Source organism: Bradyrhizobium sp. 62 (assembly GCF_023073035.1).
GTDB lineage: Bacteria > Pseudomonadota > Alphaproteobacteria > Rhizobiales > Xanthobacteraceae > Bradyrhizobium.
In genome coordinates this window covers 138889-154110 of sequence record NZ_JADPIT010000014.1, presented here as the reverse complement: position 1 = coordinate 154110, position 15222 = coordinate 138889, and the positions used below count along the sequence as shown (strand labels likewise).

Here is a 15222-nt window from a genome sequence, read left to right as displayed (position 1 = left end):
CTTCGCTGCGCTCGCAATGACGGCGGTGTATGGGGCGGCTCAAGAGAAACTCACCGACACCGTCCCCAGCACGCCGAAATCCGCCGTGAAATGATCACCCGCCTGGATCGGTAGCGGCGGATGGCACGTGCCCGTGGTCACCACCTCCCCTGCCTGCAAGGTGATGCCGAGGCCACGCAGCTCGTTGGCCAGCCAGACCAGGGCAATTCGGGGATCGCCGAGCACGTTCTTGCCGTGGCCGAGATAGCGCTGGCCACGCAACGTGATCTGCGGCCGCTCCTCGACGAGATCCATGGCGCGCCAGTTCGCATGCGTTGCTGCGCCCAGCACGAACAGATGCGCACAGGCGTTGTCGGCGATCAGCTGCGCCTCGCCGGCGCCGGCGAAATCGGCAAAGCGCGAATCGGGAATCTCGATCGCAGGATGCAAGCTGTCCACGGCGGCGAGCACCTCGTCGACAGTATACGGCGCCGCGCGCGGCGGCAGATCGCGTCCCATGCGGAAAGCGAACTCGGGTTCGCCGACGCGCATCGCGTTGCCTTTCATCGAGGCGGTGCCGCCATCGGCGATCACGGTGTCGCTCATGATCCGGCCGGCCAGCGGTCCCGCGACATTGATGTGCTTCTGTCCGGACTCGCTCGTCGCCGCGATCTTCCAGCCGAACAAGGTCCCGCCGAGCGCTGCCTGCACGGCATACCCCTCGGCGCGGCTCTGTGGCCGCAACCGTGGCTCCAGCGCGTCAAGCTTGGTGCCGTCGCGCCAATGTTTGATCAGGACCTGCGAAGCGGCGGCGATCTGATCCCTGTCGAGCATGTGTCCTCACCCGATGATGATTTTTGTTTTTGGGCCCAGCCGCCGCAGCAATTGTCGCATCGCCGCTTTGGTCATCGAGACGCAGCCTGCGGTCGGGCCGAAATTGTCGCGCGCGAGATGCAAGAACACCGCGCTGCCCCGGCCGGCGATCCGCGGCCTCGTATTGTGGTCGATTTCGATGATGAAGTCATAGAGATGGTCGGCCCGCTTGAGCCGGTCACCGCCCTGCCCCTCGCCGAGCCGGATCCCCTGATTGTAATGACGGTCTTTGGGATCCTCGCACCAGGCGTCCTCGCCGGTGATGATCCGGGCCGGCAGAAAGGTCTGCGGGCGGCTGTGCCGGTCGCCCCGCCACCACAATCGCTTGGGACGGAAGCTGCCCCTCGGGGTGCCGCCATCGCCCTCGCGCTTGTTCGCCAGAATGCCGCCGCGTCCGAGCGCCACCGGAATCGTCAGCGCTCCCGCGGTCAGCCACCCCCGGCGCGGATTCCCGGCGGCAGCCTTAACGCGGATCGCCGACAGCGGCCCGGCGCTCCGGTTCATGGTGTAACTAGCTGAAGCAGCTTTATTTTTCATATGAACGTGCGATGTCGAATTCATTACAGGACATTCATCAAAACGGCCTGCTATTCTGGGTTAGAGTGGTTCTGGCTTGTGAATCGGTAACAGCCCACTACTTCAAGACGAACAATAATAATAACGGCGACCCCTAAACTTCCCTCTCGGCTGGGTGCAGCATGGATGCGCGCCGCGCCGGACCCCAAAAGGATGACCCCCTATGGCCAATGCCCGCAAGATCCTGATCGTGGATGACGATACCGATCTGCGCGATACGTTGGTGGAGCAATTGTCGCTGCACGAAGAATTTGAAGCCTCCGCGGTCGATACCGGCGCCAAGGGCGCGAGCGCCGCGAAGGCCAATGCCCCCGATCTCGTCCTGATGGATGTTGGCCTGCCCGACACGGATGGCCGCGAAGTGGTCCGTTCATTGCGCAAGGGCGGGTTCAAGGCTCCGATCATCATGCTCACCGGACATGACACCGATTCCGACACGATTTTGGGGCTGGAATCCGGCGCCAACGATTATGTCGCAAAACCCTTCCGCTTCGCCGTGCTGCTGGCGCGCATCCGCGCCCAGCTCCGGCAGCACGAAGCCAGCGAGGACGCGGTGTTCTCGGTCGGCCCCTACTCTTTCCGGCCCGGCTCCAAGATGCTGACCGCCGCCAACGCGCGCAAGGTCCGGCTGACGGAGAAGGAAACCGCGATCCTCCGCTTCCTCTACCGGGCCGGCCAGATGCCGGTCTCGCGCGAGACCCTCCTCCAGGAGGTTTGGGGCTACAATTCCGGCGTCACCACCCACACGCTGGAAACCCACATCTACCGGCTTCGCCAGAAGATCGAGAAGGACGCTGCCAACCCGGAAATCCTGGTCACGGAAGCCGGTGGCTACAAGCTGGTGCCGTGATACGCTTCTGGGGCGTGCGAATCGTTTTAGATTGCATGCCCTTGAGCCCCGGACCTGAATGTCAATCGACGACGATGTAGCGCTTCTCGAGCGTGTCCCGACATTGCGCCTGTTGGGAGACGCTTCCTTGCGCATGCTGGCGATCGGTTCCGAGCAGCGTGACTTCGTCCGCGGCGACGTCTTGTTCAACCTCGGCGACGATGCCGATGCCGGCTTCGTGGTCCAGCGCGGCGCCTTCCGGGTCGACGACGGCGCCGGCGCGGAGATGATCGCAAGTCCCGGTGCGCTGATCGGCGAGCTCGCGCTGATCGTGCCGATGAAGCGGCCGTCGAGCGCGATCGCGATCGAGCACGCCTCCGTCATCCGCGTCGCGCGCAGCCTGTTTCAGCGCGTGCTCGAAAGCGACCCCGCCGCCGCCGTTCGTCTGCGCGATGAATTCGCGGTGCGCTCCAGCCAGATCGCCAGCGATATATTGATGGCGGGTGCGAAGCTGACGAGTTGACGTCGTCCTGGCGAAAGCCAGGACCCATTATCCCAAATGTTTCCGGCCTGGTGCGATTACCGGCGTCCTCGCGCAACAACGAAGACTGGTGGTAATGGGCCCTGGCCTTCGCCAGGGCGACGATCATAGATCCAGCGTCACCGTAACCGGCACATGATCCGACGGACGCTCCCAGCTGCGCGCCTCGCGCAAAATCTTGAAATCACTGACCGCATCTTTCAGCGCGCGCGAGACCCAGATGTGGTCGAGCCTGCGGCCGCGGTCGCCGACGGTCCAATCGGCGGAGCGGTAGCTCCACCACGTGTAGACCTTTTCCGACATCGGAATGCGCTCGCGCGCGACGTCGACCCACTCGCCGGCGGCGAGCGCGGCTTGCAGCTTCTCGGTTTCGATGGGCGTGTGCGACACCACTTTCAGAAGCTGCTTGTGCGACCAGACGTCGTTCTCATGCGGTGCGACGTTGAGATCGCCGACCAGGATGTGGCGATCCTCGCCGCGCGGATGCAACGGCTCGCACGCCTTCATCTCGTCGAGGAAGCGGAGCTTGTGCTCGAATTTCTCGTTCAGCGCGGGATCGGGAATGTCGCCGCCGGCCGGCACGTAGAAATTATGCACCACCAATGGCTTTGCGATCCCGGCCTTCTCGCCCAACGACACCGAGATGTGGCGTGAATCCACCTTGTCACAGAAGGTGCGGATATCCTTCGATTCGAACGGGATCTTCGAGACGATGGCGACGCCGTGATAACCCTTCTGTCCATTCAGCGCGACATGCTCGTAGCCGAGCCGCTTGAAGCGCTTCAGGGGAAAGGCGTCGTCGATACACTTGGTCTCCTGGAGACACAGCACGTCCGGCCGCGCGCTCTTGAGAAATTTTGCGACCAGATCGATGCGCAGCCGCACCGAATTGATGTTCCAGGTTGTCAGGGAAAAACGCATGAGGGATGCGTCTTAGCATGGATTGGGCGCACGCAAATGCGTGTCCACAGGTCTCGTAAGGTGGGCAAAGCGACTTGTCCGCCGTAGCCCGAAGAGCGAAGGCGGAAGCGTGCCCACCATAACTGGCGTGAGGATGAGAGATGGTGGGCACGGCGCAAGTGCGCCTTTGTCCACCCTACGGCACTCAGCCCGGCGACGGGCCGTAATTGGTAAAATCGATCTTGAACATGCCGGGATCGAGCTTCTTGCTCGTGTCGAGATTGTAGACCGCGATCGTGGTGTCGTAGCCCTGCGGGTCGGTGACGGTCCACTGCTTCAACTGACCGTCCTTGGCGCCGAACATCAGCAAGAGGCGACTGGTGCCGACCAGCGCTTGCTTTTCCTCGATGGTCACGCTGACGAAGACGTCGTCGGCCGAGACGTTGACGACGTTGGTGTCCTTCATCAGGTCGATGCGGTCGGACAGCAGGAAACGCAGCGGTGTCTGCGACAGCGGATAGACGTCCTGCGTCGCGAGCTTGCGGTCGCGCACCACCAGCGAAGAGCCGTCGGCGACGATGTCGATCGGGCTCGGCGCGTCATATTCGAAGCGCACCTTGCCCGGCTTCTGGATGTAGAAGTCGCCTTGCGTCTTGCTGCCGTCGGGGCCGACCTGGACGAAATTCCCGACCAGCGTCGACAATGAGGACAAATAGGCGCTGACCTTGGCGGCCTGGGCCTTCTGGTTGGCATCGAAGGTCTGGAAGATGCTGCTCGGCACGTTGCGGCGGGGATCCGGAATCACCGGATTCGGCGGCGTCTGGGTCGCGCCGGTGACCGCGGGTCCTGCACCGGCCGGACCGCCGTCGCGGCCCTTCGGTGCAGGCTTCGGCACGGGAACGGTCTGCGCGAACGACGCCGTGATCACCATCGCGGCGGTGACGAGAATCACGCCGGCCATGCGCGCGCTCCGCGCGGCGACAATGGCAGCGAATCGAATGTCCGGATGTCTGATCAACGCGTCGTCCTGTGTGGCTGGGCGCCCTTTTAGCGTGATTTCGGCCGAAAGCAGATAACGTTTTTGCGTGAAATGATGGTTTGAGGCGGTTCGCCTCACATATGGCTGTCTTCTTCCTCGACCAGAATCTCGCGCTTGCCGGCGTGGTTGGCGGGTCCGACGATACCCTCCAGTTCCATGCGCTCCATCAGCGATGCGGCGCGGTTATAGCCGATCTGCAGGCGACGCTGGATGTAGCTGGTCGAGGCCTTGCGGTCGCGTTTGACGATCGCAACAGCCTGCGAGAACAAATCGCCGCCGCCATCCGCGCCCATGGCGGACGCGTCGAACACCGCGCCGTCCTCGTCCTCGCTGGGTTCTTCGGCTGTGACGGCTTCGAGATATTCCGGCTGTCCCTGCGTCTTGAGGTGGCGCACCACCTTCTCGACTTCCTCGTCCGACGCGAAAGGTCCGTGCACGCGGCTGATGCGACCGCCGCCGGCCATGTAGAGCATGTCGCCCTGGCCGAGGAGTTGCTCGGCGCCCATCTCGCCGAGAATCGTACGGCTGTCGATCTTGGACGTCACCTGGAAGGCGATGCGGGTCGGGAAGTTCGCCTTGATGGTGCCGGTGATGACGTCGACCGACGGACGCTGTGTCGCGAGGATCACGTGCAGGCCGGCGGCGCGCGCCATCTGCGCGAGGCGCTGCACCGCGCCTTCGATGTCCTTGCCGGCGACCATCATCAGGTCGGCCATTTCGTCGACGATGATGACGATGTAGGGCAGCGGGTCGAGCGAGAGCTTCTCTTCCTCGTAGATCGCCTTGCCGGTTTCCTTGTCGAAGCCGGTGTGCACCGTCCGCGTCGGCTCTTCGCCCTTGGCCTTCAATTCGAGCAAGCGCGTGTTGTAACCGTCGATGTTGCGCACACCGAGCTTGGCCATGTTCTTGTAGCGCTCTTCCATCTCGCGCACGGCCCATTTCAGCGCGACCACCGCCTTCTTCGGGTCGGTCACGACCGGCGTCAGCAGATGGGGAATGCCGTCATAGACGGAGAGTTCGAGCATCTTCGGATCGACCATGATCAAGCGGCACTGGTCCGGACGCAGCCGGTAGACCAGGCTGAGAATCATGGTGTTGATGGCGACCGACTTGCCGGAGCCGGTGGTACCGGCGATCAGCATGTGCGGTGTGCGTGCGAGGTCGATGATGACGGGATCACCGCCAATGGTCTTGCCGAGGCAGAGCGGCAGTTTCGCAACCGAATCGACGGTCTCCTTGGCGACCAGCAGCTCGCGCAGATAGACCTTTTCGCGATGCGCGTTCGGCAGCTCGATGCCGATGGCATTGCGTCCGGGCACGACGGCGACGCGCGCCGACAGCGCGCTCATTGAACGTGCAATGTCGTCGGAAAGGCCGATCACGCGCGACGACTTGATACCCGGCGCCGGCTCCAGCTCGTACAGCGTGACCACGGGACCCGGATGGGCCTTCACGATCTCGCCGCGGACGCCGAAATCCTGCAGCACGCCTTCGAGCGCGCGCGAATTGGTTTCCAGCTCGGCCTTGCTGAGCGGCTGGCGATCGCCGGCCTTCGGCGCGGCCAGCACCGACACGGACGGAAGCTCGAACTTGTCGGAGGATTTCTTGGAAGCGGCCTTGGGCGCAGCCTTCTTGCGCGGCGCGCGGGCGGCGGGCTCCTCCTCCTCTTCCTCGTCTTCCTCGACCTCTTCGTGCTCGTCGTCGTAGTCCTCGTCCTGGGCCTGCGGCGAGATCGACGGCGCGGCGCGGCCGCCACCGAGCTTCGGCTCCTGGCGGCTGAATGCAACGGCCTTGGTCTTCGGCCCGCTCGAGACCAGCGAGCGGTAGGCAGCGCCAAGCAACCAGATCAGCCGCGCCTTCGTGCTCATCAATGCGTGGAACAGCCAGCCCAGCGATACCGAACCGCGATCGCTCTCATCGTCCTGGTCGAGCGGCTTGTCGTCGTCCTCGATCTCCGCGAGTTCGTCGTCATGCTCGCGTGCGCCAAGGCCGCAGGCGATCAGGAAGGTCGCCGCCATCGCGGCGAACAGGATCGTGCCGAGCACCATGCGATAGATCATGCCCGGCGGTCCGAAGATCACCGCAGGCGCGCGAACCAGCGCATCGCCGACAACGCCGCCGAGGCCGGTTGGCAGCGGCCAGGCGCCGCCATGTGGCCAGCAGCTGACGAAGCCCGCCGCGATCACCGTGCAGAGAATCCAGGAGCCGAGCCGCAGTGCCTCGCGGTCGAACGGGCGATGGGTCAGCATGCGCCAGCCCCAGACCGCGACCGTCAGGACCAGCATGATCGCGCCGAGCCCGAGAATTTGCATCGCAAGGTCGGCGCCGATCGCGCCGGCATAGCCGAGAATGTTGCGGATCGGCCGCGACGTTGCGTGGCTGAGGCTGGGATCCTGCACCGACCAGGTCATCAGCGCCGCCGAGGCGACACCCGACAATGCGATCAGGCCGAGACCGCTGAGCTCGCGCACGCGTCGCGCCAGCCCCTCGCGGATCGAGGGCGGCAGATGGCCGACCAGGGGAATGACACGTTCGATTGTCGACATGCTCACGGGCCCCGCCTAACCCAGAGTCTCGACCAGGCGGTGCAGCGCCTGCGCCGTGGTCTCGCCATCCTGCACCAGCGCAAGGCGAATGTAGCCTGCGCCGGGATTGAAGCCGTCGGGCTGGAGCCGCGCCAGATAGCTGCCGGGCACCACGCGCACGCCTGCTTCCTTGAAGAGTTTGAGGCACACGGACACGTCGTCGCCGATGTCGGACGTGTTGAGCCAGACGCAGAAGCCGGCATCGGGCCGGCGATAGCCGTAACGACCGCCGATGATCTGGTCGGCGAGATCGAACTTGATCCGGTAGAGCCTGCGGTTCTCCTCGACATGCGCCTCGTCGCCGTAAGCGACGGTCGCGACATGCTGGAGCGGCACCGGCACCTGCGGCGCCGCGATGTTGCGCAACTCGAGGAACATGCCGATGAGTTTTTTGTCGCCGGCGGCGAAGCCGACGCGCAAGCCCGGCAGGTTGGAGCGCTTCGACAGCGACTGAAACGCAACCACGCGGGTGAAATCAGGGCCGGCGCATTCAAGCGCGCTGCCGGGAGCTTCGCGGGTGTAGATCTCTGAATAGCACTCGTCGCTGAGGATCACGAAGCCGTAGCGGTCGGCGAGCTGCTTCAGGCGCGTGAAATAATCGCGCGAGGCCACCGAGCCCTGCGGGTTGGCGGGCGAAGCCAGATAGAACGCCACCGTGCGCGCCAGCGTCGCCTCGTCGATGGCGTCGAGATCGGGCAGGAAGCCGTTCTCGGCGGTGGTCGGCAGGTAGATCGGCTCGCAAGCGGCGGCACGGGCGCCGGCGCCATAAACCGGATAGAACGGGTTCGGCATCAGGATCGCGGGCTTGCCGGGACGCGGGCCGACATAGCGCGCGGCCGCGATCGCGGCGAGGAACAGGCCTTCGCGGCTGCCATTGAGGACGAGAATCTCGCTCTCGGGATCGAGGATGCGTGGCAGCTCGAAGCGCGACGACAGCCAGGCGCCTGCGGCCTTGCGGAACGGGTCGGTGCCCTTGTTCGCGGGGTAACGGCCGAAATCGGCGATGTGCTTGGCCAGCACCGGGCCGACGAAATCGGGCACGGGATGCTGGGGCTCGCCGACGGCAAGCGAAATCAAAGGCTTGCCGGGCTGATGCGGCGCCAGCAGTTCGTTCAGCCGGACGAAGGGAGAGCGTTCGCTATCGGAGCTTCCGCTGTCCTGCGGCGTACGGGATGAAGCGGTCATAGCCATTCTGGACGCCAGCACTCTTGGAACAGCCGGTCGCGACCAAGGCGCCGGCGGGAAGCGGTTCAGTTCACCATAGATAGGGCGAGGTTAAGACGCGATTAACCATCGGTTCGCCGGCTCCGTCCAGAGCAGGAATAATGAGGCCGGATAACAACGGGATGCGCGGGGGGTCTTGCCTCTCCCCCTTGCGGGAGAGGTCGCGCCGGAGGCGCGGGTGAGGGTTCTCTCCAAACAGCGACTGTCCCGATGTTGAGGCGCCCTCTCCCCAGCCCTCCCCCGCATGCGGGGGAGGGAGCGCGCCGTCATCGCGGCTCTAGTGCGCCGGCAGCTTCTCGAATGTCGCCATGCCCGCGGGGATCGCGTGGAAGTCCTGCTTGTCGCAGGTGTAGATCGCCATCTGGGGATGGAACTGTTTGGGATCGTCCAGCGTGCCGACCTTCAGGATCGCGGCTGGCAGTCCGGGAACCTTGGTCATCAGATGGGTGCCGCATTCGCCGCAGAACTCGCGCGTCACGGCGCGCTCGAGGTCCTTGCGGGTGAACTGCTTGGGCTGCCCAGTGATGTAGCTGAAGCCGGCCGCCGGCATCGCGATGAAAGTGTTGGGCGCGCCGCCCGAGATGTACTGGCACTCGCGGCAATGACACTGCGCCTGCATCATCGGGTCGCCCTCGGCGACATAGCGCACTTCGCCGCAATAGCATCCGCCTTCCAAACGCATGACGACCTCCCGATTGTTGTTTCTTGTGGTCGATATTTCTGCGCCGGCGCTGCGGAATGGCAATCTTTTTCTTCGGCTCCGCCAATCAAAAAGAAAGGGGCTCCAACTTGCGCTGGAGCCCCTCAACGGTCGGGACATTGCCGGGTATGTGCCCCAAACCGTAGTTGTGGCGCGGCCCCCGAAGAGGCCGCGCCCGGGAGGAGAGTTACATGTTGTAGGCGCGCTCGGTGTGCTCGGTGATGTCGAGGCCTTCACGCTCGCTCTCGACATTGGCGCGGAGGCCAACGATCACATCGACGACCTTGTAGAGGATCGCCGAACCGATACCCGACCACACCAGCGTGGTGCCGACGCCCCAGATCTGGGAGATCATCTGCGCCGCGAAGTCGTAATCGGCAACCTTCGGCGGGATCGCGGTGTAGTCGATGATGCCCGCACCACCCAGCGCCGGATTGACGAGGATGCCGGTGCCGAGGGCGCCGACGATGCCGCCGACGCAGTGCACGCCGAACACATCGAGGGAGTCGTCGTAGCCGAGCGCGTTCTTCACGACGGTGCAGAAGAACAGGCAGACCACGCCGACCACGAGGCCGAGGACGATCGCACCCATCACGCCGGAGAAGCCGGCGGCAGGCGTGACGGCCACGAGGCCCGCGACAGCGCCGGAGATGACGCCGAGCACCGACGGGTGACCCTTGATGATCCACTCCGCGAACATCCACGACAGCGCTGCGGCTGCGGTGGCGACGAAGGAGTTGGTCATGGCAAGCGCCGCGCCGCCGTTGGCTTCGAGGTTGGAGCCGGCGTTGAAGCCGAACCAGCCGACCCAGAGCAGCGAGGCGCCGATCATCGACATCGTCAGCGAGTGCGGAGCCATCAGCTCCTTGCCGTAGCCGACGCGCTTGCCGATCAGCAGGGCGCCGACGAGGCCTGCGATGCCGGCGTTGATGTGCACCACGGTGCCGCCGGCGAAGTCGATCGCGCCCTTCTTGAAGATCCAGCCTGCGTCGGCGTTGATCTCGTCGAGCTTGGCCTGCGCCGCGGTCTTCGCCGCGCCATCAGCCGCAGCAGCCAGAGCCTTGGCAGCGTCCTGGATCATGTCCGGGCCGGGCCAGTACCAGACCATGTGCGCGATCGGGAAGTAGATCAGGGTGACCCAGAGCGGGACGAAGAGCGCGAGCGCCGCGAACTTCATGCGCTCGGCGAAGGCGCCGACGATGAGGGCGGGCGTGATCGCCGCGAAGGTCATCTGGAAGCACATATAGATGAGCTCCGAGATGTTGGCGTCGACCGAGAAGGTCGCGGCCTTCGAGTCGGTGGTGACGCCCATCATGAAGGCCTTGGAGAAGCCGCCGATGAAGTCGGAACCGCCGGTGAAGGTGAGGCTGTAGCCGTACACGGCCCAGATCACGGTGACGACGCAGACGGTGTAGAACACCTGCATCAGGACCGAGAGCATGTTCTTGGAGCGGACGAGGCCGCCGTAGAACAGCGCGAGGCCGGGGATCGTCATCAACAGCACGAGCACTGTCGATGTCAGCATCCAGGCGTTGTCTCCCTTGTTGACCGTTGGCTCGGCGTAGGCTGCGGTCGCAGCGAACAGGCCGACTGCGAGAGCCGCCAATCCCGCGCCATAGGGACGCTTAAACGTCATTTCATTTACTCCTGATTGAATTTTGATTGAGCGCGAAATCAAAGGGCCGCAGCATCGGCCTCGCCGGTGCGGATACGAACCGCATGGTCGAGATTGATGACGAAGATCTTGCCGTCGCCGATCTGTCCGGTTTTCGCGGCGGTCGTGATGGCGTCGATGGTCTTGTCGACCTGGTCGGAGGCGACAGCGACCTCGATCTTGATCTTGGGCAGGAAGCTCACGGCATATTCGGCGCCGCGATAGATTTCCGTATGGCCCTTCTGGCGGCCATATCCCTTGACTTCCGTCACCGTGAGACCGTGAACGCCGATGGCGGTCAGGGCGTCACGGACTTCTTCCAGCTTGAATGGCTTAATAATCGCCATAACAATTTTCATGGGTCCTATCCCCGCTTGGGCCCGGTCCGGACGTGGCCGGGCGTTTCTCGACTGGTTCGCCACGAGGGAGAAAGTTCACTACGCGGGCACAGCCAGGACCCATAGAATCAAATGCCGTGCCAGATCGGGCGCGTTGCCTAACGGACTATGAAAACGGGTGTTTTCGCGTTCGACGCGTATTGCGGTGCAGTGCGCTATTACGCCGCGCTCAATACCTGACCATGGCTGATTAAAATAAAGGCACGTCAAGCTGCCGACACATTGGTGCTCATGCGTCGGGCAGCAGAAAGGTATTTGCGTAAGGCGGGCGCCTATTGCACGGCTTGTCGTGCTGCGAAATATCGGCCCCTTCGCACTTGTGCTCACGGAATACGCGCAACCGCCAACCAGCTTGGGCGAGGCGAGGCTTGCCGGACGGTCGCCGGCAGAGACCGTCAGGCGGCGCTGCGTTCCGCGAACACCCGGTCGATCAGCCCCCAGTCGACCGCCTGCTGCGCGGTCATGAAGTGGTCGCGGTCCAGGGTCCGTTCCACGTCCGGCTCGGGGCGCCCGCAATGCTGGGCATAGAGCCGGATGATGCGCCGCTTGGTTTCCTGCATCTCGGTGGCATGGATCAGGATGTCGGACGCCTGGCCCTGAAAACCGCCGAGCGGCTGATGCACGTGAAGGCTCGCATTGGGCAGGGCGGCGCGGTGACCGGGCTCGCCCGCCATCAGCAGGAACGAGCCCATCGAGCGTGCGGTGCCCATGCACAGCGTATGCACCGGCGCCTTGATGAACTGCATGGTGTCGTACATCGCAAGGCCAGCGGTGACCACGCCGCCATAGGAATTGATGTAGAGATTGATCGGCTTGTTCGGATTCTCCGCCTCCAGAAACAAGAGCTGCGCGCAGACCAGTCCGGACATCGCATCGTTGACCTCGCCGTTGAGGAAGATGATGCGCTCGCGCAGCAGGCGCGAATAGATGTCAAAGGATCGTTCGCCGCGGGCGGATTGTTCGACGACCATAGGGACGAGCTGAAGCATGTCGCGCATCGGCGACCTCCGTTTCTGCGGGGTGATGAAGTGGTGTCGGTGTTAGGCGGCCGCGCGCATCAGGCAGCCATTGCTGTTGGCCGGCTGCGGCAGCTTCATGCCGATATCGCAGGCTTGCTGGATGATGCGAAAGCGGGTGCCGCCGTCCTCGTTCGGCTCGATCCGGAAGATGACATGGCTTTCGCGAAACGGCGGTTCGGAATCGCGAAGCCGATAGCGCACCTCTTGACCCGGGATCGATGTCTCCGGCTCGGCGCCCGCAAGATCGCAATCCGGCAGCCAGCGCTCGCGCAAAGCCGGAATGGTCACCGCGCGCCAGACCTTGGCCGGCGGCGCATCGAATTCATATTCGAGCACGAGCGCCGCGTCGGAGGGATCAGGCTTCACGGCGTCACTCATTGATCCATCTCCTTCAAGAGATCGGCGAGGGCATCCATGCGTTTCGGCCAATAGGCGCGGTAGCGCGCAAGCCAGGCCCCGATGGCGACAATTCCTTCGGGATCGACCTCGTAATTCACAAAGCGGCCCTGCCGCTGTTCGCGCACCAGGCCTGCCCCGCGCAGCACGGCGAGATGCTGCGACATCGCCGGTTGGCTGATCTCCAATCCGTCGCGCAAGGCGCTGGCGTTGAGGCTTCCGCCGGCAAGCTTCTCAAAGACCTTGCGGCGGGTCGGGTCGGCCAGCGCCTTGAAGATATCGGCTTCGATCATGGCAACACATAAGCATGTGCTTATGTGTCGCGCAAGCCCAATTACTGCAGCGCCTCGCCGTGCTGCGAAATATCCAGTCCTTCGAGCTCATGCTCGCGGGAGACGCGCAATGGCACGAACAGGCCGACCAGCTTGAGCAGGACGAAGCTCACGCCGGCCGACCAGGCGAAGGTGATGGCGACCCCGTACAGCTGGATCAGAAGCTGCTGCGGATGGCCCTCGAGCAGGCCGGCGGTGCCGCCGATCGCGCTGGTTGCGAACACGCCGGCCAGCAGGGTCCCGGTCATCCCGCCGATGCCGTGGACGCCGAACACGTCGAGCGAATCGTCATAGTCGAAGCGGTGCTTCAGCCAGGTGCAGGCCCAATAGCAGACGAGGCCTGCGATCACGCCGATGACGATACCGTGCCAGGGCGCCACGAAACCCGAGGCCGGCGTGATGGTGCCGAGGCCGGCGACCGCGCCGGAGATCATGCCGAGCACGGATGGCTTGCGCCGCGTCGACCATTCGATCGCACCCCAGGTCAGCGCGCCGGAGCAGGCTGCGAGATGGGTCGCGATGATCGCCAGCACCGCGCGCGAATTGGCTGCGCCCGCCGAGCCGCCGTTGAAGCCGAACCAGCCGACCCACAACAGGCCGGTGCCCATCACCGCAAGCGACAGATCGAACGGCGAGAGATTTTCGGTGCCGTAGCCATGACGGCGTCCCATCACCTTCGCCGCGACGAGGCCGGCGGTGCCGGCCGACAGATGCACCACCAGGCCGCCGGCGAAATCCAGCACGCCCATGCTGGCGAGGAAGCCGCCGCCCCAGACCCAATGCGCCAGTGGAATGTAGACGAAGATGAACCATGCCACGGAGAACAGCAGATAAGCGGAGAACCGCATCCGGTCGGCCACCGCGCCCGCGACCAGCGCCACCGTGATGATCGCAAACGTCATCTGATACAGCATGAACAGCGCTTCCGGGATCGTCTTCGCCGCCGGGTTGACGCTGTCCATGGTCATGCCGGCGAGAAACCAGCGGTCGAGCGTGCCGATCCACGGGCCGTCGCCGACGAAGCACAGCGAATAGCCGAACGCGACCCAGAGAATGGAGATGATCGTCACCGCGGCGAGGCTCTGCGCCATGGTCGCGAGCACGTTCTTCTTGCGCACCATGCCGGAATAGAACAGCGCGAGCCCCGGGATCGTCATCATCAGCACCAGCGCGGTGGCGACGATCATCCAGGCGGTGTCGGCAGTGTTGATCTCGGAGCCCGCGGCACGCGCCGGCGAAGCCATGATCGACACAAGTCCGATCGGCGCGGCGATAGCAGCCGCGCGGCGCAATAATCCCGCCATGTCGTTTCCCCCAGCTATTGATTGCGTCGCACGCCGTGGCGCCGTTGCCCGGGGCGATCGAAGAAGAGCGTTTTCGAGCGAAGCGGATACCGGTTCGCGAAAGGAAAACGCGTCAAAGCAAAAATCTAGAGCGCGTCGCTGTCGGTTTCGCCGGTGCGAATGCGGGTCGCGTGGTCGATCGGCGTGACGAAGATCTTGCCGTCGCCGATCTGGCCGGTGCGCGCGGTCGCGGTGATGACGGCGACGGCCTTCTCGGCGATATCGGAGGCAACCGCGATCTCGATCCGCAGCTTCGGCAGGAAATTCACGACATATTCGGCGCCGCGATAAATCTCGGTGTGGCCCTTCTGGCGGCCATAGCCCTTCACTTCGGTCACGGTCATGCCGTGGACGCCGATCGCCGTCAGCGCCTGGCGGACTTCATCGAGCTTGAAGGGTTTGATGATCGCGACGACGAGTTTCATGGTCAGGCCTATTCCCCGGGATGCGCTGCGCCGTATGTCCCCGGCGCAGCGTCAATCTGGCATCTTTCCGGGCAAATGGCATAAAAAACTTGCAGATTGAAGCGGAAAATCGTTGGGCGATGTGAACGACCGCCTCTGTACAGGGCAGCCGTTCATCCTCCACAATGCGTTTTTGGAATGGATGCGATGAACCCAAGCGTCGCGGCCGGTACAAAACTATGTTCGAGGGGGACGTTTCATGGCGAGTTGGTTCTACGCATCCGAGGGTAAGCAGCAGGGCCCCTATCCGGAAGGGCAATTCCGCGATCTCGTTGCCCAGGGTGTCGTGCGTCCGGATACGCTGGTGTGGTCGGAAGGCATGGCCGGCTGGCAGAAGGCCGCCGAAATCCCCGGCCTGATCGGCGGCGGC

At 64.0% G+C, this 15222-nt stretch carries 17 protein-coding genes; 3 read left to right on the top strand and 14 right to left on the bottom strand.

The window, feature by feature from the left end:
• Nucleotides 1-39 precede the first annotated feature (39 nt).
• Together IVB47_RS09275 and IVB47_RS09270 are read right to left on the bottom strand one after the other, a co-directional pair.
• Nucleotides 40-813, bottom strand: coding sequence for a fumarylacetoacetate hydrolase family protein (locus IVB47_RS09275; protein WP_247461174.1), 774 nt, complete (start codon nucleotides 811-813; stop codon nucleotides 40-42).
• Between the two features lie 6 nt (nucleotides 814-819).
• A complete protein-coding gene (locus IVB47_RS09270) occupies nucleotides 820-1356 on the bottom strand; it encodes a L,D-transpeptidase family protein (RefSeq protein ID WP_247461172.1) in 537 nt (178 codons plus the stop codon).
• A gap of 235 nt (nucleotides 1357-1591) precedes the next feature.
• Between IVB47_RS09270 and IVB47_RS09265 the strand changes: the two genes are divergently transcribed.
• The gene (locus IVB47_RS09265; protein ID WP_007598630.1) at nucleotides 1592-2278 is read left to right on the top strand and encodes a response regulator transcription factor; all 687 of its coding nucleotides are present in this window, start codon (nucleotides 1592-1594) and stop codon (nucleotides 2276-2278) included.
• A gap of 58 nt (nucleotides 2279-2336) precedes the next feature.
• Complete coding sequence (locus tag IVB47_RS09260; RefSeq protein WP_007598631.1) at nucleotides 2337-2780, top strand: cyclic nucleotide-binding domain-containing protein; 444 nt, start codon at nucleotides 2337-2339, stop codon at nucleotides 2778-2780.
• 123 nt (nucleotides 2781-2903) lie between these two features.
• Here IVB47_RS09260 and xth read toward each other — a convergent pair whose 3' ends face one another.
• The 12 genes from xth to IVB47_RS09200 all read right to left on the bottom strand — a co-directional run bounded on the left by xth (nucleotide 2904) and on the right by IVB47_RS09200 (nucleotide 14813).
• On the bottom strand, nucleotides 2904-3719 hold the full coding sequence (gene xth / locus IVB47_RS09255; protein ID WP_247461170.1) for an exodeoxyribonuclease III: 816 nt from the start codon (nucleotides 3717-3719) through the stop codon (nucleotides 2904-2906).
• A gap of 184 nt (nucleotides 3720-3903) precedes the next feature.
• Nucleotides 3904-4659, bottom strand: a complete 756-nt coding sequence (locus tag IVB47_RS09250; protein WP_247461168.1) for an outer membrane lipoprotein carrier protein LolA — start codon at nucleotides 4657-4659, stop codon at nucleotides 3904-3906.
• Between the two features lie 152 nt (nucleotides 4660-4811).
• Nucleotides 4812-7289, bottom strand: coding sequence for a DNA translocase FtsK (locus IVB47_RS09245; protein WP_247461166.1), 2478 nt, complete (start codon nucleotides 7287-7289; stop codon nucleotides 4812-4814).
• Between the two features lie 9 nt (nucleotides 7290-7298).
• The gene (locus IVB47_RS09240) at nucleotides 7299-8513 is read right to left on the bottom strand and encodes an aminotransferase class I/II-fold pyridoxal phosphate-dependent enzyme (protein WP_247461164.1); all 1215 of its coding nucleotides are present in this window, start codon (nucleotides 8511-8513) and stop codon (nucleotides 7299-7301) included.
• A 310-nt stretch (nucleotides 8514-8823) separates the two neighbouring features.
• Nucleotides 8824-9228: a GFA family protein gene (locus IVB47_RS09235; protein WP_247461161.1), complete on the bottom strand. Its 405-nt coding sequence runs from the start codon at nucleotides 9226-9228 to the stop codon at nucleotides 8824-8826.
• A 205-nt stretch (nucleotides 9229-9433) separates the two neighbouring features.
• A complete protein-coding gene (locus IVB47_RS09230) occupies nucleotides 9434-10882 on the bottom strand; it encodes an ammonium transporter (RefSeq protein WP_247461159.1) in 1449 nt (482 codons plus the stop codon).
• Between the two features lie 38 nt (nucleotides 10883-10920).
• A complete protein-coding gene (locus IVB47_RS09225; protein ID WP_007598642.1) occupies nucleotides 10921-11259 on the bottom strand; it encodes a P-II family nitrogen regulator in 339 nt (112 codons plus the stop codon).
• A 434-nt stretch (nucleotides 11260-11693) separates the two neighbouring features.
• Nucleotides 11694-12296, bottom strand: a complete 603-nt coding sequence (locus IVB47_RS09220; protein WP_247405217.1) for an ATP-dependent Clp protease proteolytic subunit — start codon at nucleotides 12294-12296, stop codon at nucleotides 11694-11696.
• A gap of 42 nt (nucleotides 12297-12338) precedes the next feature.
• The gene (locus tag IVB47_RS09215) at nucleotides 12339-12695 is read right to left on the bottom strand and encodes a hypothetical protein (protein ID WP_247285018.1); all 357 of its coding nucleotides are present in this window, start codon (nucleotides 12693-12695) and stop codon (nucleotides 12339-12341) included.
• Complete coding sequence (locus IVB47_RS09210; protein ID WP_027566270.1) at nucleotides 12692-13006, bottom strand: metalloregulator ArsR/SmtB family transcription factor; 315 nt, start codon at nucleotides 13004-13006, stop codon at nucleotides 12692-12694. Before IVB47_RS09210 ends, IVB47_RS09215 begins: the two co-directional genes overlap by 4 nt.
• A 41-nt stretch (nucleotides 13007-13047) precedes the next feature.
• Complete coding sequence (locus IVB47_RS09205) at nucleotides 13048-14349, bottom strand: ammonium transporter (RefSeq protein WP_247429690.1); 1302 nt, start codon at nucleotides 14347-14349, stop codon at nucleotides 13048-13050.
• 125 nt (nucleotides 14350-14474) lie between these two features.
• Complete coding sequence (locus IVB47_RS09200) at nucleotides 14475-14813, bottom strand: P-II family nitrogen regulator (protein WP_007598647.1); 339 nt, start codon at nucleotides 14811-14813, stop codon at nucleotides 14475-14477.
• A gap of 238 nt (nucleotides 14814-15051) precedes the next feature.
• On the opposite strand from IVB47_RS09200, the gene IVB47_RS09195 reads away from it, so the two are divergent.
• Nucleotides 15052-15222 (top strand): DUF4339 domain-containing protein (locus IVB47_RS09195; RefSeq protein WP_247461366.1); only part of this gene is annotated, 171 nt, incomplete at its 3' end.

What these genes read in the sequence shown, in the direction of transcription:
- IVB47_RS09200 (WP_007598647.1), bottom strand. Translation starts at nt 14,813, where the DNA reads ATGAAACTCGTCGTCGCGATCATCAAACCCTTCAAGCTCGATGAAGTC.
- IVB47_RS09235 (WP_247461161.1), bottom strand. Translation starts at nt 9,228, where the DNA reads ATGCGTTTGGAAGGCGGATGCTATTGCGGCGAAGTGCGCTATGTCGCC.
- IVB47_RS09240 (WP_247461164.1), bottom strand. Translation starts at nt 8,513, where the DNA reads ATGGCTATGACCGCTTCATCCCGTACGCCGCAGGACAGCGGAAGCTCC.
- IVB47_RS09205 (WP_247429690.1), bottom strand. Translation starts at nt 14,349, where the DNA reads ATGGCGGGATTATTGCGCCGCGCGGCTGCTATCGCCGCGCCGATCGGA.
- IVB47_RS09265 (WP_007598630.1), top strand. Translation starts at nt 1,592, where the DNA reads ATGGCCAATGCCCGCAAGATCCTGATCGTGGATGACGATACCGATCTG.
- IVB47_RS09270 (WP_247461172.1), bottom strand. Translation starts at nt 1,356, where the DNA reads ATGAACCGGAGCGCCGGGCCGCTGTCGGCGATCCGCGTTAAGGCTGCC.
- IVB47_RS09225 (WP_007598642.1), bottom strand. Translation starts at nt 11,259, where the DNA reads ATGAAAATTGTTATGGCGATTATTAAGCCATTCAAGCTGGAAGAAGTC.
- IVB47_RS09220 (WP_247405217.1), bottom strand. Translation starts at nt 12,296, where the DNA reads ATGCGCGACATGCTTCAGCTCGTCCCTATGGTCGTCGAACAATCCGCC.
- IVB47_RS09260 (WP_007598631.1), top strand. Translation starts at nt 2,337, where the DNA reads ATGTCAATCGACGACGATGTAGCGCTTCTCGAGCGTGTCCCGACATTG.
- IVB47_RS09215 (WP_247285018.1), bottom strand. Translation starts at nt 12,695, where the DNA reads ATGAGTGACGCCGTGAAGCCTGATCCCTCCGACGCGGCGCTCGTGCTC.
- IVB47_RS09275 (WP_247461174.1), bottom strand. Translation starts at nt 813, where the DNA reads ATGCTCGACAGGGATCAGATCGCCGCCGCTTCGCAGGTCCTGATCAAA.
- xth (WP_247461170.1), bottom strand. Translation starts at nt 3,719, where the DNA reads ATGCGTTTTTCCCTGACAACCTGGAACATCAATTCGGTGCGGCTGCGC.
- IVB47_RS09230 (WP_247461159.1), bottom strand. Translation starts at nt 10,882, where the DNA reads ATGACGTTTAAGCGTCCCTATGGCGCGGGATTGGCGGCTCTCGCAGTC.
- IVB47_RS09210 (WP_027566270.1), bottom strand. Translation starts at nt 13,006, where the DNA reads ATGATCGAAGCCGATATCTTCAAGGCGCTGGCCGACCCGACCCGCCGC.
- IVB47_RS09250 (WP_247461168.1), bottom strand. Translation starts at nt 4,659, where the DNA reads ATGGCCGGCGTGATTCTCGTCACCGCCGCGATGGTGATCACGGCGTCG.